Here is a 16,412-nt window from a genome sequence, read left to right as displayed (position 1 = left end):
CCGCCAGCGATGTTCTGCCAATTCCGTGAGCTACGTTGCGCTTGCCGCGAGCCGCTGAACGTAGTGCGCCGCCGCCATCGCGGCCTTCCTCCCGGCCCGGGTAGCACCCAACGTCGAGGCCGACGCGCCATAGCCGACGAAGAACAGCCCGGGCACCGCCACGGCGGCCACCCCGTCCTCCATCAGGATGCCGCCTTGAGCCGTGTGCAGTTTCAGATCGCGCAAATGCCGGTGGGCGTGCCGGAAACCGGTCGCCCACAGGATCGCATCGATCTTTTCGCGTGACCCGTCGGAGAAGACGACGGCGTCGGATTCCAGCAGGTCGATCTTCCCCCGCGAAACCAGCGCCCCGGAGGCGATCCCGGCACGCATCTTCTCGGTGAGCAGCAATCCGGTGGTGCCCACCACCGACTTCGGAGGCAGTCCCGCACTGGTGCGCTCGTTGACCTGGCGCTCCACTTCCTGGCCCCATTCGGCTCCGGTGGGTACGTCGCGCCAGTCCGGTGCGCTGCGCGTGGACCACAGGGTATCCACGCCGGCAGCGCGCAACTGCACGATGAACTGGGTGGCGCTCGCCCCGGCCCCGACCACCAACACGCGCTGCCCGGCGAATTGCTGCGGGGAGACGAAGCCATTTGTGTGCACCTGCGGACCATCGAAATGCCCGGGGTAGACCGGCCAGAACGGATTGGACCAGGTTCCGGTGGCGTTGATGATGGTGCGCGCCCGGTAATCCGCATCGGCGTGCACCACGAAGTTTTCTCCGTCGTTTTCGACCGAGGTCACCGGTGCGCAGTGGCGTACCGGCAACGCGAAGCGCTGTTCGTATTCCGCATAGTATTCGGACACCACTTGCGAGGCCGGTCGGGTGGAATCCTGCACTTGGAGCGGGAAATCGGGCAAGGGGTGGATATGATGCGCGTCGCCCAGCGTGAGGGTATCCCAGCGGTGCTGCCAGGCCCCGCCTGGTGCAGGGTTCGCGTCGAGCACCAGGAGGTCGATGCCGCGCTTGGCCAGATGGTAGGCGGCGGCAAGCCCGGCTTGCCCTGCGCCGATCACGATTGTCGAGTACACGCTTAAGGTAACCCTGCGCACTTCAAAGTCATTCCCGAAGCCATTTTCGCTACACTGGAACGCGTGACTGGCGTTAGGTGGGTAACCACCAGGGAGCTAATCGTGCGAGCCGCGCGCCTGGGTTTGCACACCACCCGCCTTGGGAACAGGGCACCTACGGAAGGAACAGCGTGAGCGCACGCATTCTCGACGGCAAGGCCACCGCGGCCGCCATCAAGCAGGAACTGGCCGAACGCGTTGCCAAGCTCAAGGCTGCCGGGCACACCACCGGACTGGGCACCATCCTGGTTGGCAACGACCCGGGCTCGGCCTGGTATGTCGGTGGCAAGCACAAGGACTGCGCCGAAGTGGGCATCGAGTCGATCCGCGTGGACCTGCCCGAGGAAACCACCCAGGACGAGCTGCTGGCCAAGGTGCGCGAGCTGAACGAGAACCCGGACTGCACCGGCTACATCGTGCAGCTGCCGCTGCCCAAGCACATCGATACGGACGTGATCCTCGAAGCTATGGATCCGGCCAAGGATGCCGACGGCCTGCACCCGATGAACCTGGGCCGCCTGGTCGCCAACGTCAACCGCCCGATGGCCTCCCCGCTGCCATGCACCCCGCTGGGCTGCGTGGAACTGCTGGCCCGCCACGATATCGACCTGAACGGCAAGCACGTGCTGGTCCTGGGCCGCGGCGTGACCATCGGCCGCCCTGTCGGCCTGCTGCTGACCCGCCGCGACGTGAACGCGACCGTCACCCTGGCCCACACCGGCACCACCAATCTTCCTGAACTACTCGCCCAGGCCGATGTCATCATCGCCGCTGCCGGCGTGCCGCACATCATCAAGGCCGACGCCATCAAGCCCGGCGCGATCGTGCTCGACGTGGGCGTCTCCCGCGTGGATGGCAAGGTCACCGGCGACGTTGATCCGGCTGCCGCCGAGGTCGCGTCGTGGATCTCGCCGAACCCGGGCGGCGTGGGTCCGATGACCCGCGCCATGCTGCTGAACAACGTGGTCGAGGCCGCAGAGCGCAACGCCAAGTAAACGCGACAAAACCGGCAGTCCGCCAATGGCGGGCTGCCGGTTTTGCGATTCCTACAGCGCGTCCTGGGGCACGGGCTGCCCCGCGGTCCGCTTGTCGAAGACCAGCGCGCCGACTTCCTGCTCGGCCTGGTTGCTGATACCCAAGTCGATGCCGCTGCGATCACGCACCATGCTGACCGCCGCCAGCGATATTGCGGTAAGCGCGAACAGGTACCAGCCGACCGCCGTGGTCCCGCCGGTGGCCTGCACCAGCGCGGTGGCGATCATCGGGGCGAACGCCCCGCCCAGGATCGCGCCGAAAGCGTAGGAAATGGAAACCCCGGAGAAGCGCACCGAGGCGGGGAACAGCTCGGAGTACAGTGCCGCCTGCGGACCGTAGGAGAAGCCCAGACCGATGGCGAACAACGCGAACGCCACGTAGAGCAGCGGCAGGCTAGCGGCGTTGACCAGCCAGAATAGCGGGAAGATGCACAGCAGCTGGCTGATGAAGCCGATCTGGTAGGTGCGCTTGCGCCCGATCCTGTCGGCCACGACCCCGGAGAGCAAGGTGAAGGCGAACCACATGACTGCACCGAAGGAGACGGCCAGCAGCACCTGCGTGCGGGTGAAGCCCACAGGCCCCTCAGGGTCCGTCATATAGGCCTGCAGGAATCCGCCGGTGGTCATGTAGCCGGCGGCATTGTTGCCAGCGAAAATCAGCGCGGCAACCAGCACCAGCAGCCAGTGCTTCTTGAACAGCACCACGATCGGCACGCGGGTCTGTGCCTTCTTCTGCGCGATCTCCTCGAAGACCGGGGACTCGTCCACCGAGCGGCGGATGAAGTAGCCCACCACGATCAGCACGAAGCTGAGCAGGAACGGCACGCGCCAACCCCAGGCCATGAACTGCTCGCCGGGGGAGATCACGCCGGTCATCAGCGCCATCATTCCCGAGGCCAGCAGCATGCCCAGCGGCACGCCGAGCTGCGGGTAGGCGCCGGCCCGGGCGCGACGGTCCTTCGGGGCGTGCTCAACGGCCATCAGCACCGCGCCGCCCCATTCGCCACCGGCGGAGATGCCCTGGATGATGCGCAAGAGCAGCAGCATGATCGGGGCCAGCACGCCCGCGGTCTCATAGGTGGGCAGCACGCCGATCAGCGTGGTGGAGGCGCCCATGAGCGCCAGGGTGAGCACCAGCATGGCGCGCCGGCCGATTTTGTCCCCGTAGTGCCCGGCCAAAAACGCGCCCAGCGGGCGGAAGAGGAAGGAAATGCCGACGCTGGCGAAGGAGAGCAGCAGGCCGATCTGCGCGCCGGCTGGTTCGAAGAACAGGTGGGCGAAGATCAGCCCCGCTGCGGTGGCGTAGATGAAGAAGTCGTACCACTCGATGGTGGTGCCGATGACGGTGGCGAAGGCGACGCGCCGCTGGCTGGTGCCGGGGTGCCGCTGGGTGGGTGTGCTCATGAGCTGACCTCATTGGGATGGGAGTGATGGTGGGATGCGCGGCCTAGGCCGCGACTGGTGTGGCGTTGGCCAGGTCCTTCAGGGATGCTCCAGCGAGCATCGCTTCGGTAATGCTCTCCCCGCGGGCCAGCAGCTTGCGGGCGGCAGCGTGGTCGGCGGGCCGGTTAATGGATTCCACCGCGACCAGCTGCCCGTCGCGCAGCCGGGCGATGGAGAACTTTCCGCTGCCCGGGTCGCCCAGCAGCACGCTGCTGTCGGTGGGCTCGGCCAGCCCTGCGATCTGCAGCCGATGGCGGCCCTGGATGCTCCAGAACCAGGCAACCTCCGAGTACAAAGTGGGCTCGCCGCACAGGGTGCGGGCCAGGCTGCGCGCCTGGTCCGCGGCGTTCTGTACCGATTCCAGGCGCACCCGCGTGCCGTCGCTGTCGAAATTGGCACAGTCGCCCACCGCATAGACACGCTCATCGGTGGTTCGCAGCGCAGCATCCACCAAGATGCCGTTCTCGCACGCCAGTCCCGAGGCTTCGGCCAACTCAATGTTGGGGAGCACGCCGATGCCGTAGACCACCAGGTCCGCCCGGTAGCTTTCCCCAGCGGTGGAGTGGACCTGCAGGTCCCCATGTGCGTCGATGGATTGCACGCCTTCGCCCAGGCACAGCTCGATGCCGTCTGCCCGATGGGCCTGGGCGAACCAGTCAGAGAGCTGGCGGGAGACCGAGCGGTTCAGCACCCGGGGCGCGGAGTGCAGCACCGTGGCATCGATACCGCGGGCCCGGGCAGCGGCCGCGAACTCCAGGCCGATGAATCCGGCGCCGGCCACCACGACCCGCTGGGCGCCGGTAAGCTGCCGGCGCAGGATTTCCGCGTCCTGCAGAGTGCGCAGCCCGATGACCCGCGGGTCCTCGGCGCCGGGGCAGGACAGCACCCGGTTGCGTGCGCCGGTGGCGAAGACCAGCCGGTCATAGCCGCGTTGCTGTCCGTCGGACAGGGCCACGGTACGCGCGGCACGGTCTACCGCGGTGGCGCGCACCCCGGTCAGCAGCTCGATGCGTTGCTGGGCGTAGAAGTCCTCCGAGCGCAGTGGCAGCGCCTCGGGCGCCTTTGCGCTGGCCACGAAGTCTTTGGACAGCGGCGGACGCTGGTAGGGCTGCTGCGCGCCCTGGTCGACCAAGGTGATGGGGCCGTCGTGGCCGTTGTCGCGCAGCGATTCGGCCAGCTGCACGCCGGCGTGGCCGGCGCCGATGATCAGGATGCTCTCGTTCACTTCACACCTGTTCGGAAGGGACGGTGACGTGGATGGACTGCAACGCGCCGCCCAGGGAAACCTGGCAGCCCAGGCGGCTGTGTTCCGTGCGCTCTGCGGTGGTGCAGTCGAGCATTTCGTCTTCGTCTTCCGAGAGTTCCGGAAGGCTAGCGGCATCCTCGGGGTTCACGTAGACGTGGCAGGTGGCGCACATGGCTTGGCCGCCGCATTCGCCGACGATTCCGGCGATGCCATTGGCGACGGCGGCGCGCATGATATTGCCGCCTTCGGCGACCTCGACGTCGGTGGCGGTGCCGTTGGGCTGTTCAAAGGTGATGGTAGGCATGGAAGGCTCCTTGTTTTAGGCGTCCCAGAGGACGGGCATTTTGGTCATGCCGCGGAAGACCCAGCCGGCATCGACGCTGGCGGTGGCCGGATCCAGCCGCAGGTTGGGCAGCTTCTCGAAGACTGCCGGCAGGGCGACCTGGGCGACTTGGGCCCGGGCGATCCAGGTGCCGGCGCAGAAGTGCACGCCGCCGCCGAAGGCCAGATGCGGCTTCTTCTCGCGGAAGATGTTGAACGTTTCGGGGTCCTCGAAGACCTTCGGGTCGCGGTTGGCCGCGCCTAGCACCACTCCGAGGCGCGCACCGGCTGGCAGGCTGATGCCCTCGAGCACCAGCTCCTGGGTGGTTTCACGCGGGTACATGCCGATCGGGGCGACCCAGCGCACCGATTCCTCGAAGGCCTTGGGGAGAAAAGCCGGGTCCTGGCGTACCGCCTGCAATTGCTCGGGGTTCTCCAGCAGCGCCCAAACGGTGGTGGCCAGCACGTCGCGCGGCTCGTTCAGCCCGCCGCCGATGGTCATCTTCAGGTTGGCGCGGATGGCTTCCAGCGGGATCGGCATGGAGGCCAGGTTGGAGAGCAGCGAGTGGTCCGGGTTCTTCGCCAGATAGGGGAGCATCTCGTCGATGGCCGCGTCGACCTCTGCCGAGGAAGCCTCTGCCTTGGCCCAGACCTCGGGGTCATCGGCGTAGTTGCCGGTGCCGTCGATCATGGTCTGGCTCCAGCGCTGCATGTCCTGCTGGGTGGCATTGTGGAAGCCGCAGATCAGCCGCAGGTTCTCCGCGGTGTACGGTGCGGCGTAGTCCCAGACGAAGTCCGAACCCGGCCCCTTGGCGAGCAGCTGGCCCAGGTACTTCTCGTTGTTCTGCGCGAAGATCCCGTTCCAGTGCTTCTTGATGGTGCCCGGGCGCAGGGTCGCTCCGTAGGAGTCGCGGTCCACCTGATGCTCCGGGTTGTCCTTGCGCAGCATCGAGTGGCCCATGGACCGCTTCATCAGCGAGTTGCGCTCGTTGGCGGAGAAGCGGGCTTCGTCCTGCTCGATCTCGTGGCAGGCGGCGTAGGAGGTCACCATGTAGCGGTTCACCGCCGGGACCCAGTGCAGCGGGGCCTCGGCGCGCAGGCGCTGGTAGATCGGGAACGGATCGCGGTACAGGTCCTCGATTTTTACCCAATCGGCGACCGGGGCCTCGCGGACTGCGGATTCGGTGCTGGCGTGCGGCACTGGTGCGGTGCCGGGGGTGGCCTGGGCGCCGGTGAACGGGCAGGTCGCTGGGGCGGTGCTCATGCTGTCTCCTTAGTGGTTCCTTGTTCAATCACTAGTGTGTGGCAGGCCATAACCACGGGTAAAATGGTTATATTCGAGGAATATCCACTGAATAAGCGAGGAATAGTGCCGAAATTTACGCTGCGTCAGCTCGAATGCCTGGGCGCCGTAGGACAGCTGGGCTCCATCACCGCCGCCGCGCAGTCACTGAATTTGTCAGCCTCCGCGGTGACCGGCGGGCTCAACGAGCTTGAACGCGTGCTGAACACGCAGCTGACCATCCGGCGCAAGGCCCATGGCGTGAGCCTGACCCCGGCCGGGCGCTACGTGCTGGACGAGGCACAGGGAATCCTGCAGGCCTCCGGGGACCTGGAGCAGATGGCCAGCGGTGCCGGGGAAGTGCTGGCCGGAAAGGTTCGGGTGGGCTGCTACTCGTCGCTGGCGCCCACGGTGCTTCCGGAGCTGCTCGCCGAATACGGGCAGCGCTACGCGCAGGTGGAAGTCGATTTCTTCGCCGGCACGCAGCAGGAGATCTTCCAGATGCTGGCCGCCGGGACGCTGGATCTGGCCTTCGTCTACGACTTCGGCCTGCCCGAAGGTATCGAGCGCACCCAACTGTTCCGCACCGAACCCTATGTGCTGCTGCCCGCGGGGCATCCGCTGGCCGAAGAGCCGAAGGTGCCGCTGGTGCGGCTGGCCAGCGAGCCGATGATCCTGCTGGATGTCCCGCCGAGCCGCGAGCACACGCAGAACCTGTTCGAATCCGCCGGGGTCGAACCGTGGATCCGCTACCGCACCGCCGACTTCGAGGTGACCCGCTCCATGGTGGCCCGCGGGCTCGGCTACGCGGTGCTGGTCCAACGCCCGGCGGTGGATGTTTCCTACGAGGGTCTGGACCTGGTGGTGCGCCCTATCCACCCGGTGGCCCGAACGGTGCGCGTCGCACTGGCCCGCCCCCGCGCCGTCGCCCCGTCCAAGGCGGCCACCGCCATGCATGACCTGGCACTAGAACTGCATTCGACGGACCCCGCTCACTGACCGGGCTACAGTCTGGCGGAGCAGGCAGCCGCATCCGCGGGCCAATGCCGCAAGGCCAACGCCCGGAGTATCCTCGGTGCCGCTGGTGGGCTTGGGGCGCAGCCGCCGGGAGGACCGCATTAAGACAGCGGCCGAACGCCAACGCCGCGAGCGCGACGAGGAGGGGAACGGCTGGTGCTTGCCCGCGGCATTCACGGGCACGGCCCGGGCTGGTAGCCCCGACCTTCTGGATCCTGACTGATCGGTGCAATCATCTTCGCAGCCCGCCGACGGCATGTGGCCCGCGCTGCGGCCGGTGCCGAATCGGTGCGGCGCGAACGCAATGCCCGCGGCGAGATCGAATAGACCGAGTTCCGCAAGCGACTGGATGTGCTGCGCACCAAGCTGAAATAGAAAAGCCCGATGGCCCGTTCGGAAACGGGCCATCGGGCTTATGCTTGCAGCGCCTAGGCGTCCTGGGTAGCCTTCACCGCATCAGCACGGCGCTTGTCGAAGACCAGCGCGCCCACTTCCTGCTCGGCCTGATTGCGGAAGGACAAATCGATTCCGGCCCGGTCGCGGATCAGGCTCACCGCAGTGAACGAGATCGCGACGACGATCAGCAGGTAGATGGCGACCGCGGTGGTGCCGCCGGTTGCCTGCACCAGCGCCTGGGCGATGGTCGGAGCAAACGCGCCGCCGACGATCGCGCCGATCGCGTAGGAGATCGATACGCCGGAGAAGCGTACCGAAGCCGGGAACAGCTCCGAGTACAGTGCCGCCTGCGGGCCGTAGGTCAGCCCCAGTCCGATGGAGAACAGGCCGAAGGCCAGGTAAAGCAGGCCCAGCGAGCCGGAGTTGACCAGTGCGAAGACCGGGAAGAGCGAAGCTGCCAGAACAATGAAGCCGATCTGGTAGGTGCGCTTGCGCCCGATCTTGTCGGCCAGCAGGCCAGCGACCAGGGTCATGACCAGCCATACGGCGGCGCCGAAGGCCACAGCGACCAGCACGTCGGTGCGCTCCAGCCCGACCGGGCCGTCAGGGTTGGTGGTGTAGGCCTGGAAGAAGCCGCCGGTGGTCATGTAGCCTGCGGCGTTGTTGCCGGCGAAGACCAGCGCGGCAATGAGCACCAGTGGCCAGTGCTTCTTGAACAGCACCAGGATCGGCACAGCGGTCTGAGCCTTGTGCTCGCTGATTTCCTCGAAGACCGGGGACTCGTCCACCGAGCGGCGCACGAAGTAGCCGACGGCGATCAGGATAATCGACACCAGGAACGGAACGCGCCAGCCCCATTCGAGGAACGCATCGCCGGGGGAGATCACCCCGGTCATCAGCGCCATGGTGCCCGAGGCCAGCAGCATGCCCAGCGGCACGCCCACCTGCGGGTAGGAGCCTGCGCGGCCGCGGTGGCCGTCGGAGGCGTGCTCGACGGCCATCAGCACTGCGCCGCCCCATTCGCCGCCAGCGGAGATGCCCTGCAGGATGCGCAGCAGCAGCAGCATGATCGGCGCCCAGATGCCTGCGGTCTCGTAGGTCGGCAGCACGCCGATCAGCGTGGTGGCTGCACCCATCAGCGCCAGGGTCAGGACCAGCATCGCACGGCGGCCGATCTTGTCGCCGAAGTGCCCGGCCAGGAATGCGCCCAGCGGGCGGAAGAGGAAGGACAGGCCGACCGAGGCGAAGGAGATCAGCAGCGCGATCTCCTGGCCTGCTGGTTCGAAGAACAGCTGGCTGAAGACCAGGCCTGCTGCGGTGGCGTAGATGAAGAAGTCGTACCACTCCACGGTGGTTCCGATGACCGTCGCGAAAGCTACGCGGCGCTGGTTGGCCTTGGCGGCCTTGGATTGTGTCATAGTGCTTCCCTTGCGAGTGGTACCGAGGCGTCGATCACTGGCACCTGAGTTTTGGGTCACTCCAGTGTGGCACCAAGCACAAGTAAGGTAAACTTCAAATATCTGCAAAACTTCTGAAGGTTGGCTTATGTATTCGATGCGCCATCTGGAAATCATGGCTGAACTTCCCGCACACAGCACGCTCGGTTCGGCGGCCAGTGAATTGAGAATCTCAGAATCGGCCTTGTCGCAGGCAATTACCGCCATCGAGAAGCATGCCGGGGAGACCTTGTGCCTGCGCCGCAAGGCCCACGGGATCCGGCTCACCGCTTCGGGTCAGCACTTCGCCGCCATGGCCCGGAAGATCCTCTCCGATGTCGGCGAATTGCGTGCAACATTCCCGCAAACCGAAGGAGCGCTGCGCGGGCCGGTGCGCTTCGGCTGCTTCGCTTCGCTCTCTCCGCACCTGATTCCGGCCACGCTGGAAGGGTTCGACCACCCCGAGGTGCAGCTCGATGTGCGCGTGGGCACCCACGAGGACTTGCTGCCGGCCCTGCGCGAAGGCGAGATCGATGTTGCTTTCGTCTACGACCTGCAGCTGCCCGCGGACATGGACAAGCAGAGGATCTACCAGACCGAGATGCAGGTCGTGCTGCATCCCGAGCACCGGCTGGCCAAGCTCGCCCGGCCGCTGGAATTGGCCGACCTGGTCGACGAATCGCTGATCATCTACGAGTCCGACCCGAGCACCGAGCACCAGCAGCAGCTCTTCGCCTCCCAGGGCCTGCAGCCCAGGATCGCCGCCTCGGTCCCGCAGATGATCCTGGTCTCCGCGATGGTGGGCCGCGGCCTGGGCTACGGGCTGCTCATGCGCCGCCCGAACAATGCCGAAGTCTCCATCGAAGGCCGCCCGCTGGCCTTCCGCGAGCTCAAGGCTCCCAACTACCCGAACGCGGTCGTGGCGATCACGCCCAAAGGAGTCCAGATCCCGGCCCGCGTCCAGGCGCTGATCGACCACTGCACCTGCGCGATGGCTGAGTCCTGGTAGACGCGCACCCCCGGGGCGCGCATAATGGCCACATGATTGGCACGTGGCAGGCCATGGTCATCGACTGCGAGGACCCCGATGCACTGGCCGGATTCTATGAACAGCTCCTCGGGATGGTGCGCATCGACAACGAGCCCGACTGGGTTTCCATTGGCGACGCGCCGGACCATCCTGCGCTCGCCTTCCAAGCGGTCAGCCCGTACGTGGCCCCGCAGTGGCCCGGGCATGTGCACCCGCAGCAGGCGCATATCGACGTGAAAGTCGCCGATCTGGACCTGGCCGAAGAACAGGTGCTGCACCTCGGTGCGCGCTGGACCGGGGAAGGGTCGAAGACCTTCAGAGTCTATCTGGACCCGCAGGACCACCCGTTCTGCCTGGTGAGCTGGTAGCCGCGTAGGCGATCTTCGCCGCCTGCAGCCGCGTCGAGACCCCGAGCTTGGCCAGCACCTGGGAGACATGCGTCTTCACGGTGCTCTGCCCGATGCCCAGCCGCTGCGCCAATTGCGGGTTGCTCAGCCCTTCGGCCAACCCGTCGAGCACCTCGCGTTCCCTGCCGGTCAAGCCATCAGGCAGCTTAGCGGTGCCGGGCTCCGGCGCCAGCGCCCGGGCCACGATCCGCGAGGTCACCTGCGGATCCAGCACCGATTCGCCCCGGGCGGCGGCACGCACGCCCATGATGATCGCCTGCGGTTCGGCGCTCTTGAGCAAGAACCCGTGCGCTCCGGCCTGCAGCGCGCCAAAAAGGTACTGGTCGTCATCGAAGGTCGTGAGCACCACGACGCGGCAGGTCCCATGCAGCGCCTTGGTGGCCTCGATGCCATCGAGCACCGGCATGCGCAGGTCCATCAGGATGACGTCGGGGGACAGGGCACGGGCCATGGAAATGGCCGATCGCCCGTCGGCCGCTTCGCCCACGACTTCCAGGTCTTCCGCGGCCTGCAGCACCAGCCGGATTCCCATGCGCACGGTCGCATGGTCATCGACGATCAGGACTTTCACGGCTTCTCCGTTGCTTCGGCCGGGCCAGGGAATTCGACGTGCACTGCGAAATCCGTGCCGGTGCGTACCTCGAACCGCCCATCGAGTGCGGCGACCCGGGTCCGGATATTCTCCAGCCCGGTCCCCGCCCCGGGGGCGCGGCCGGCGTTGGGCCGCAGGCCATTGCTCGCCGTGATCGCCAGGCCCCTCTCCTGGACCACGCTCAGTTCCAGGGTAGTGCCCGGCGCATGCTTGGCGTGGTTGACCAGCAGCTCGCAGACCGTGCGGTGCGCGGCGGTATGCACCGCAGGGCTGAAGCGCTGCGGATGCGCGACCCGGTACTCCCAGCGCACCGGGCTGCCGAATCCGGCCACCAGCTCGGGAAGATCCTCGATCCGCGCCTGCAGCGCAGGGCCCCCGGCATGCAGCATCCGCACCATCGCGGCCATGTCCTCCAAGCCGGACACCGACTCATCGCGGATGCTCTGCAACGGAGCCCGCACCGCCTGGGGTGCGGCCGGAAGCAGGGCGCCGGAGAGCAGGGCGATTGACGAGAACCTGGCCGAGAGCACATCATGCATCTCGCGGGCCAACGCAGTGCGCTCTTGGACGCGGGAAAAGTCGTGCTCGGCGACCAGCTGGTCCTCGCGGGCATCGGCCGCCGACTGGACGGCCTCTGCCCGCTGGGCTTCGGCCTTGGCCAGTTCCTTCGCGGTGCGCACATTCTCCGCCCAGAGCATCGGGGTGAAGAGGATGAAACCGGCCATGAGCAGGGCCAGCACCACCTCCTGCGGATTCCCGGTGCCCAGCCAGGTGGCGATGGCCAGCGAGATGGCGGCCAGGCACAGCAGCGCCAGCGCCACCGTCCGCGTGCGCACCGAACCGAGCAGGAACAACCCGAAGACGCATTCGAAGACCAGGAAGTACCCGCCCAAGCTTCCCACCGCCAGCAAGCCGGCGCCGGCGAGCAGCATGGCCACGGAGCTGGCTACGAGAAAACGGCGACGGACCAGCACGGCGGCCAAGCCGATGAGCAGCAAGACGATCCACTCGTACCCGCGGATCGCTAACCATGGGGGATTGGCCAGTCCCGAAAGATGCAAGACGACGGTGAGCACCAGATAGGTGCCGACGACCTCGGGTTCCTTGTCGCCGCTGCCCATCCGCCGAATGAAGTCCATGCTTCCAGCATCCACGAACTGGCTGCCCGCCGGTATCCCCCTTAAGGAGGAGAAGGCGCAGCCCACTGGCCGATACCGCGATCCGGCAGGCCGCGGAACAGTGGAACCCATGGACATCATGACAAGCAATCCCGAACTATCCCTTCTCATCCTGGCGCTGATCGATTCGACCAGCATCGGCACCCTGGTCATTCCGCTGTGGCTGCTGCTGCGGGGACGCCGCGCGGCCATTGCCAAGGTCCTGGCCTATCTGCTGGTGATCGCCGGCTTCTACTGGGTCATCGGCGTGCTGCTGCGCAGCGGGTTGCTGCTCATCGACCCGGCCATCTTCGAGCACCGGTTCTTCCGGCTGGCAGGAATGGCCGCCGGGGCGCTGATGATCATCTGGGCGCTCACCTACCGCACCGATGCGCAGAAGGAAGCCAGCGCACGGAAGAAAGCCATCGCGCATAGCGGCGCGGCACCGGCAGCGCCGGAACCGGCGGATGCAACCGAACAGGTGCCGCTGCGCCTGCGCAGCCGCTTGGGCACTGCGCTGGATACCCGCACCGGGTTGATTGCCCTGGCCCTGTTCGCCGGCCTGCTGGAACTTCCCACGATGCTTCCCTACCTCGCAGCCGTTGGCGTCATGCAGGGCGCCGGCTGGGGCACCGGCCTGCAGCTGCTCGCGCTGATCGGCTACTGCCTGGTGATGATCGTCCCGGCATTGGTGCTGGTTGGCGCGCTTGCGCTCGCCGGGCCGCGCATCGAGGCCTGGCTGCAGAAAATGGGGGCCAAGGCCTCGGCATACGCCCAGGAAACCCTTGGCTGGGTGGTGGGCATCGGCGGATACCTGCTGATTCGCGCGAGCCTTTCCGGGCAGGACCTGCACAGCCTGTTCGGCTAGCCACGCTGTGGGCGAAAGGGCACGGTTCCAATTGGCTTGAAGCGGGGTAATGATGCGAGAATTGACGGCATGGAACCTCTAGGCAGCAGCGCGAAGCAGGGCAGGAAAGTCACCCTGAACGCATCAACTTTGGCAATGTCCGTCATGGTCATCGTCCTTCTGGTGGCAGTGGTATTCGCTGCCAACTCCAACCAGATCGTCGGCTGGTTTGTAGTCGTCATCTCCGCCGGTTGGCTGCTGCTGGCCGCATTCATGATGTTCGGCCTCAAGCGGGGCGCCGAGAAGATCAACAACTCGCTGCGCGAAGCCACCGCGGCGGCCACCCCGCGCGCCCAGCCCGGCACCGTGGTGGTTGACGAAGCCACCAGCCAGCGCGACATGAAGCTGGATCACTCGTTCAAGATCGTCCAGGTCCAGGCACGCGTGATCGCCGAACAGCGCCAGAGCCGGGGCGAGGATCACGAGGGCATGATCGACCGGGCACTGGAGACGATCCAGATGACCGCGACGAATGCGCGGGACATGATCAAGCCGGCCAAGCCGATGGATGGCGAAATCATCGACTAATTGTCCAGGGCAACGCGCAAGCGTTGCCCTTTTTCGTTGCCCGTGTTCCGGCGCAGGCCAGATCAGCGCGTAATCGATCGCATAATTTTGTAAGCTGGAATAGTGATACCTACCAGTGTGGAAATTCTCAACAAGGACGCCGGCGCGCTGCGCGTCGCGTCGGTCAACGTCAACGGCATTCGCGCGGCCTACAAGCGCAATATGGCGGACTGGATCGCCGCCCGTGACGTGGACATCCTGTGCCTGCAGGAAGTACGCGCACCGGACAAGATCCTGCGCGACCTGATTGGCGAGGGTTGGCATATCCTGCATGCCGAGGCCAAGGACAAGGGCCGCGCAGGCGTCGCCGTCCTCTCGCGCACCGAGCCGGTAGCCGTGCGCGAGCACATCGGCGAGGACTACTTCGCCGAATCCGGCCGCTGGGTCGAGGCGGACTTCGATATCAACGGCGAGAGCTTCACCGTCGTCTCGGCCTACGTCCATTCCGGCGAGCTGGGCACCCAGAAGCAGGAAGACAAGTACCGTTTCCTGCAGCGCATGAACGTGCGCCTGGTGGAATTGAAGAACGAGAAGGACCACGTCCTGGTGGTAGGCGATTTGAACGTCGTGCACACCGAAAAGGACATCAAGAACTGGAAGCCGAACCACAACAAGCGCGCCGGCGTGATGGACGAGGAGATCGCCTACTTCGACGGGTTCTTCGGTGAGATCGGCTACAAGGATGTGGCGCGCGAGCTGGCCGGCGACGTGCAGGGACCGTACACCTGGTGGTCCTTCCGCGGACAGGCCTTCGACAACGACGCCGGTTGGCGCATCGACTACCACATGGCCACTCCGGCGCTAGCCGCCAAGGCCATCAAGTCCCACGTAGACCGTGCCTCGGCCTACGATTTGCGCTTCTCCGACCATGCACCGCTGGTCGTCGACTACCAGTTCTAAGGAAAACCATGGAAACTTCCCGTCCCCGCGTCCTGTCCGGAATGCAGCCATCGGGCGATTCGCTGCACCTGGGCAACTACCTGGGCGCGCTGGTCAATTGGGTCAAGACCCAGGATGACCACGACGCATTCTTCTTCATCCCGGATATGCACGCGATCACCGTCTCGCAGGATCCGGCGGAGCTGCGCGCGCGTACCCGAAAGACCGCTGCGCAGTTCATCGCCGGCGGCATCGACCTGGACAAGTCCACCTTGTTCGTCCAGTCGCAGGTCCCCGAGCATGCGCAGCTGGCCTGGGTGCTGAACTGCATCACCGGTTTCGGCGAAGCCAGCCGCATGACCCAGTTCAAGGACAAGTCCTCCAAGGGCGGCGCGGATGCCGCCAGCGTCGGGCTGTTCACCTACCCGGTCCTGATGGCCGCGGACATCCTGCTCTACCAGCCCGAAGGGGTCCCGGTGGGCGATGACCAGCGCCAGCATGTGGAGCTGGCCCGCGATCTGGCCAAGCGCTTCAACCACCGTTTCGGGCAGACCTTCACCGTGCCGGAGGCGTTCATCCCCAAGGAGGGCGCACGCATCTACGACCTGCAGAACCCGACCTCGAAGATGTCCAAGTCCGCAGAGTCCCCTGCGGGCCTGATCAACGTCCTGGATGAGCCGAAGCTGATCGCCAAGCGCATCAAGTCCGCGGTGACCGATGCCGGGTCCGTCGTGGCCTACGACAAGGCCGAGAAGCCGGGCGTTTCGAACCTGCTCGATATCCTGGCTGCCGTGACCGGCAAGAATGTGCCAGAACTGGTCAACGAGTTCGAAGGCAAGATGTACGGGCACCTGAAGGTGGCTGTGGCAGAAGCGGTGGTGGAGCAGCTGGCTCCCATCCGCACCCGTACCCTGGAGCTGCTCGATGATCCGGCGGAGCTGGATCGCCTGCTGCTTGCCGGTGCGGCCAAGGCGCGCGTCGTCGCGTCGAAGACCGTTGCCGATGTCTACCAGAAGGTCGGCTTCCTGCCGCCGCTGGGAGTCTAAGAGCCAATGGTTTTCGAGTACACCCTGGGCGTGGTGATCCCGGTGCCGCAGCCGCACCGCGAGACTCTGCGCGCGTGGCGCCAGGAATACGGGGGAGAGGCCACCGCGCCGATTGCCCCGCATATCACCTTGGTGTCCGGGTCGTACCTGAATTCCTGGGAGAAGGCGGCTGCCCAGGTGCGCCGGGTAGCCGCCACGGCGGAGCCCTTCACCATCCATCTGGGTCCGGCCCGGACCTTCCGGCCGGCCAGCGAAGTAGTCTTCCTGCCGCTGGAAACCGGAGCGGACGAATGCTGGAAGCTGCACCGCGCGCTGCTGGGCGACGCGCTGAGGCACGAATCGGCTTTCGCCTACCATCCGCACCTGACCATCGCGCAGAACGTGGCTGCACGGCAATTGGACGCCGCGCAGGCAGCATTGGGCGAGGCGCACCTGTCCTTCGCAGCGGATCGTATCCATTTGTTCGATACCCGTGGCGGGGATTGGAACTTCAGCGAGCAGATTCCGCTGGGTTCCTCGCTTGCCTAGTTCACCCTGCA

The 16,412-nt window shown here is 66.1% G+C and carries 17 protein-coding genes; 9 read left to right on the top strand and 8 right to left on the bottom strand.

Annotated features, from left to right (window positions below):
* Positions 1–30: 30 nt before the first annotated feature.
* Positions 31–1,074: a flavin-containing monooxygenase gene (locus EDF61_RS02210; protein WP_133833109.1), complete on the bottom strand. Its 1,044-nt coding sequence runs from the start codon at positions 1,072–1,074 to the stop codon at positions 31–33.
* A 170-nt stretch (positions 1,075–1,244) separates the two neighbouring features.
* On the opposite strand from EDF61_RS02210, the gene EDF61_RS02205 reads away from it, so the two are divergent.
* Complete coding sequence (locus tag EDF61_RS02205) at positions 1,245–2,108, top strand: bifunctional methylenetetrahydrofolate dehydrogenase/methenyltetrahydrofolate cyclohydrolase (RefSeq protein WP_133833108.1); 864 nt, start codon at positions 1,245–1,247, stop codon at positions 2,106–2,108.
* 51 nt (positions 2,109–2,159) lie between these two features.
* On the opposite strand, the gene EDF61_RS02200 is transcribed toward EDF61_RS02205, so the two are convergent.
* The 4 genes from EDF61_RS02200 to EDF61_RS02185 are packed head-to-tail and all read right to left on the bottom strand — an operon-like array spanning position 2,160 to position 6,421.
* A complete protein-coding gene (locus tag EDF61_RS02200; protein WP_133833107.1) occupies positions 2,160–3,551 on the bottom strand; it encodes an MFS transporter in 1,392 nt (463 codons plus the stop codon).
* Between the two features lie 43 nt (positions 3,552–3,594).
* Positions 3,595–4,815 (bottom strand): NAD(P)/FAD-dependent oxidoreductase, encoded by a 1,221-nt coding sequence (locus tag EDF61_RS02195; RefSeq protein WP_133833106.1) that lies wholly within the window; start codon positions 4,813–4,815, stop codon positions 3,595–3,597.
* A gap of 1 nt (position 4,816) precedes the next feature.
* The gene (locus EDF61_RS02190) at positions 4,817–5,140 is read right to left on the bottom strand and encodes a 2Fe-2S iron-sulfur cluster-binding protein (RefSeq protein WP_133833105.1); all 324 of its coding nucleotides are present in this window, start codon (positions 5,138–5,140) and stop codon (positions 4,817–4,819) included.
* 15 nt (positions 5,141–5,155) lie between these two features.
* Positions 5,156–6,421: a cytochrome P450 gene (locus EDF61_RS02185; RefSeq protein ID WP_133833104.1), complete on the bottom strand. Its 1,266-nt coding sequence runs from the start codon at positions 6,419–6,421 to the stop codon at positions 5,156–5,158.
* A 105-nt stretch (positions 6,422–6,526) separates the two neighbouring features.
* Between EDF61_RS02185 and EDF61_RS02180 the strand changes: the two genes are divergently transcribed.
* On the top strand, positions 6,527–7,438 hold the full coding sequence (locus EDF61_RS02180; protein ID WP_166650666.1) for a LysR substrate-binding domain-containing protein: 912 nt from the start codon (positions 6,527–6,529) through the stop codon (positions 7,436–7,438).
* Between the two features lie 446 nt (positions 7,439–7,884).
* On the opposite strand, the gene EDF61_RS02175 is transcribed toward EDF61_RS02180, so the two are convergent.
* Entirely contained in the window at positions 7,885–9,270 is a 1,386-nt protein-coding gene (locus EDF61_RS02175) for an MFS transporter (RefSeq protein WP_133833102.1), read from the bottom strand.
* A 127-nt stretch (positions 9,271–9,397) separates the two neighbouring features.
* Here EDF61_RS02175 and EDF61_RS02170 point away from each other — a divergent pair, with 127 nt between their 5' ends.
* On the top strand, positions 9,398–10,297 hold the full coding sequence (locus EDF61_RS02170) for a LysR family transcriptional regulator (RefSeq protein ID WP_133833101.1): 900 nt from the start codon (positions 9,398–9,400) through the stop codon (positions 10,295–10,297).
* A gap of 32 nt (positions 10,298–10,329) precedes the next feature.
* Positions 10,330–10,686: a VOC family protein gene (locus EDF61_RS02165; protein ID WP_102598283.1), complete on the top strand. Its 357-nt coding sequence runs from the start codon at positions 10,330–10,332 to the stop codon at positions 10,684–10,686.
* Here the strand turns inward: EDF61_RS02165 and EDF61_RS02160 are convergent.
* Both EDF61_RS02160 and EDF61_RS02155 read right to left on the bottom strand, forming a co-directional pair.
* Positions 10,634–11,296, bottom strand: a complete 663-nt coding sequence (locus tag EDF61_RS02160) for a response regulator (protein WP_133833100.1) — start codon at positions 11,294–11,296, stop codon at positions 10,634–10,636. The genes EDF61_RS02165 and EDF61_RS02160 overlap by 53 nt on opposite strands.
* A complete protein-coding gene (locus EDF61_RS02155) occupies positions 11,293–12,456 on the bottom strand; it encodes a sensor histidine kinase (RefSeq protein ID WP_166650665.1) in 1,164 nt (387 codons plus the stop codon). The genes EDF61_RS02160 and EDF61_RS02155 overlap by 4 nt, the downstream gene beginning before the upstream one ends.
* 109 nt (positions 12,457–12,565) lie before the next feature.
* Between EDF61_RS02155 and EDF61_RS02150 the strand changes: the two genes are divergently transcribed.
* From EDF61_RS02150 to EDF61_RS02130, 5 genes are all read left to right on the top strand, one after another.
* The gene (locus tag EDF61_RS02150) at positions 12,566–13,342 is read left to right on the top strand and encodes a GAP family protein (protein WP_166650664.1); all 777 of its coding nucleotides are present in this window, start codon (positions 12,566–12,568) and stop codon (positions 13,340–13,342) included.
* A 69-nt stretch (positions 13,343–13,411) separates the two neighbouring features.
* A complete protein-coding gene (locus EDF61_RS02145) occupies positions 13,412–13,909 on the top strand; it encodes a hypothetical protein (protein WP_105661688.1) in 498 nt (165 codons plus the stop codon).
* Positions 13,910–14,011: 102 nt separating this feature from the next.
* Positions 14,012–14,848 carry an exodeoxyribonuclease III gene (locus EDF61_RS02140; RefSeq protein WP_133833097.1) on the top strand — a complete coding sequence of 279 codons (837 nt, stop codon included), beginning with the start codon at positions 14,012–14,014 and terminating at the stop codon, positions 14,846–14,848.
* Between the two features lie 8 nt (positions 14,849–14,856).
* On the top strand, positions 14,857–15,873 hold the full coding sequence (gene trpS, locus EDF61_RS02135) for a tryptophan--tRNA ligase (protein ID WP_133833096.1): 1,017 nt from the start codon (positions 14,857–14,859) through the stop codon (positions 15,871–15,873).
* A 6-nt stretch (positions 15,874–15,879) separates the two neighbouring features.
* Positions 15,880–16,401, top strand: a complete 522-nt coding sequence (locus tag EDF61_RS02130) for a 2'-5' RNA ligase family protein (protein ID WP_133833095.1) — start codon at positions 15,880–15,882, stop codon at positions 16,399–16,401.
* Positions 16,402–16,412 lie beyond the last annotated feature (11 nt).

It is taken from the genome of Arthrobacter sp. JUb115 (genome assembly GCF_004365035.1).
Taxonomy (GTDB): Bacteria; Actinomycetota; Actinomycetes; order Actinomycetales; family Micrococcaceae; genus Glutamicibacter.
The sequence above is the reverse complement of the archived record's forward strand: the minus strand, read 5'-3'. Positions and strand labels throughout refer to the sequence as shown.